3 protein-coding genes are annotated in these 1,919 nt (G+C 38.1%); 1 reads left to right on the forward strand and 2 read right to left on the reverse strand.

Annotated elements, in window-relative coordinates:
• Positions 1–220 precede the first annotated feature (220 nt).
• Positions 221–475 carry a hypothetical protein gene (locus BLV62_RS28000; protein WP_089766374.1) on the forward strand — a complete coding sequence of 85 codons (255 nt, stop codon included), beginning with the start codon at positions 221–223 and terminating at the stop codon, positions 473–475.
• A gap of 11 nt (positions 476–486) precedes the next feature.
• Here the strand turns inward: BLV62_RS28000 and BLV62_RS28005 are convergent, their stop codons facing one another.
• Positions 487–906: a DUF6326 family protein gene (locus BLV62_RS28005; RefSeq protein ID WP_089766376.1), complete on the reverse strand. Its 420-nt coding sequence runs from the start codon at positions 904–906 to the stop codon at positions 487–489.
• Between the two features lie 10 nt (positions 907–916).
• Positions 917–1,603, reverse strand: coding sequence for a DUF4386 domain-containing protein (locus BLV62_RS28010; protein ID WP_089766378.1), 687 nt, complete (start codon positions 1,601–1,603; stop codon positions 917–919).
• Between the last annotated feature and the right edge of the window lie 316 nt (positions 1,604–1,919).

A 1,919-nucleotide genomic window follows, 5' to 3' on the forward strand; every position in this document is an offset into this window, starting at 1 on the left:
GGAGCGGGATACAAAATATTGGCATCAAGTACGGCAATGATACGTGTGGATCCGCTCATATTAATAACCCATATTAAGCTCTTGAGCCTGTGCTGGAAAGATTTCCAGAACGCTATTAACGGATAAGAAAGTCTACCACTGGAAAATCTATCATACCACCGAAAACAGCTATCCCGCAGGAAAATTTCAGTATTTTGAAGTTTTTCTGGGCGATCAAAAATTGGTTCTGCCCAAAGACCTAACCGGTGGTGTACGTGACATTTCACAGTTTCATGCCGCTGGTTCATTTGGCAACCATGAAACAGACTACAATGCTGTTATCATCGTCTTTGAAGCGATTTCCAAAAATGAAAATGGCTTTGATGAGCGTAATATGGTCAGTGTTAAAGTCACTCCACAAACGCAGAATGAACTTATGGTTACCAATCTTTGTACTGGACAAACCACAGGAATTCATATGAAATCCCGAGAATAGGCCCCCGTACTTTAGGCTATTTTAACTTTTGGCCACGTCCACGCCATTACAACAACTGTTGCTGTCAGAATGCTTTCTATAACTGCAAGCAGTACATAAAAGGCTCTCCATTCTGTCAATGAAGATATTCCGACAAGTGCGGTAAATAGTGTAAAAAAAACTCCCACGGCAATATTCAGCCATTTTGTGAATTTTGTACTTAACACCAAGGATAGAAAAATCATAAGCGCCGGAATTGCTAATATAAAGGTAGCAAGCAGCAATTTCATCGGACTGTCGAGCATATTTTGTCCACTCAATAGTCCTTCCACTTTTTTAGGGACGTATAGTTCAAAATAATCCCCATAAATGTAGCAAAACATAATAGCCGTCCATATAGCAGACAGTTTTATCCTAATGTTTACTTTATAATCTTCCAATTTACTTGTCATAATACTTAGTTTATGCTTTATTTTTTGCTCCTATGAATAATAACCATAGACAGGTTCCAATTTCACCTATTGCTGGAAGCAAACCAATATATTGGCTTACTCCTAATCCCTCATAATTGCCCGATAAAGTATTTCCAAAAAAATTGATCAGATAACCAAAACAGCCAAGCATCAATAATATACCTAGTACCTTGGGAAGGAAATCTGATTTATAGACGAGATATCCAAAAGGCAACAACCATAATCCCCAGAAAATAGTCGCGATCAAAATTCCATTATCGTATTGGTTCAGGTATAGCATTACTTGATTATGAAGCTCAGAGCCCGCGGGGACATTACTTTGTCTCAAACCATCAAGTATTGTAAGTATATGATACTTATTCTGTAGGTTCACAAGGGAAATGGGAACACTGATAATTGCCAAGAGAGCCATAATCGTAGCGATTTTACCATTGACTGATCTTAATAAATAATAAAGGACAACAGGTAGGAAAATAAATGCCGTATAGCACAGTACACTGCTTGCAAGACTCAGGCGAAACATTGTTTCGTGGTTCAGGATATTATTATAGGTTTTTGCCGGATTATCCCAGGCAAATAACTGTTTGGGAACGTACGCCAAGCTGAACATTCCTGTGAGCACGACCACTAAATACAGTGCCCCTGCGATCCTAGAGACTTTTCTTTTATTTTCCATCGGTTATTTAATTTGATAAGTATCAGTATATGATATTTTGTTACAGTTTCCTTTGCAGCTATTTGTTATGAATTTTCACCGAAGACTTTGAAAGCTGACCAGTTAAGAAATTCACGAAATCAAATATCTCATACTATCCAGAATAACCCATGCCATAACAAGTCGTATTTATGGAAATATACTGATAGTTTAACAACCAAAATCCAATTATGGCGACGATATGTAAGCTTCCCCTAAAACTAGGCCACTAGGGATTAGAGTTTTTGGCTTCGAGTTGCTTTTGGGCATACTTTACAGGCGACAGATAGCCGAGTGA

It is taken from the genome of Chitinophaga terrae (ex Kim and Jung 2007), from assembly GCF_900107795.1.
GTDB classification, from domain to species: Bacteria; Bacteroidota; Bacteroidia; order Chitinophagales; family Chitinophagaceae; genus Chitinophaga; species Chitinophaga terrae.

Excerpts from the sequence above, each read along its gene's own strand:
- BLV62_RS28005 (WP_089766376.1), bottom strand. The coding sequence starts at position 906 with ATGACAAGTAAATTGGAAGATTATAAAGTAAACATTAGGATAAAACTG.
- BLV62_RS28010 (WP_089766378.1), bottom strand. The coding sequence starts at position 1,603 with ATGGAAAATAAAAGAAAAGTCTCTAGGATCGCAGGGGCACTGTATTTA.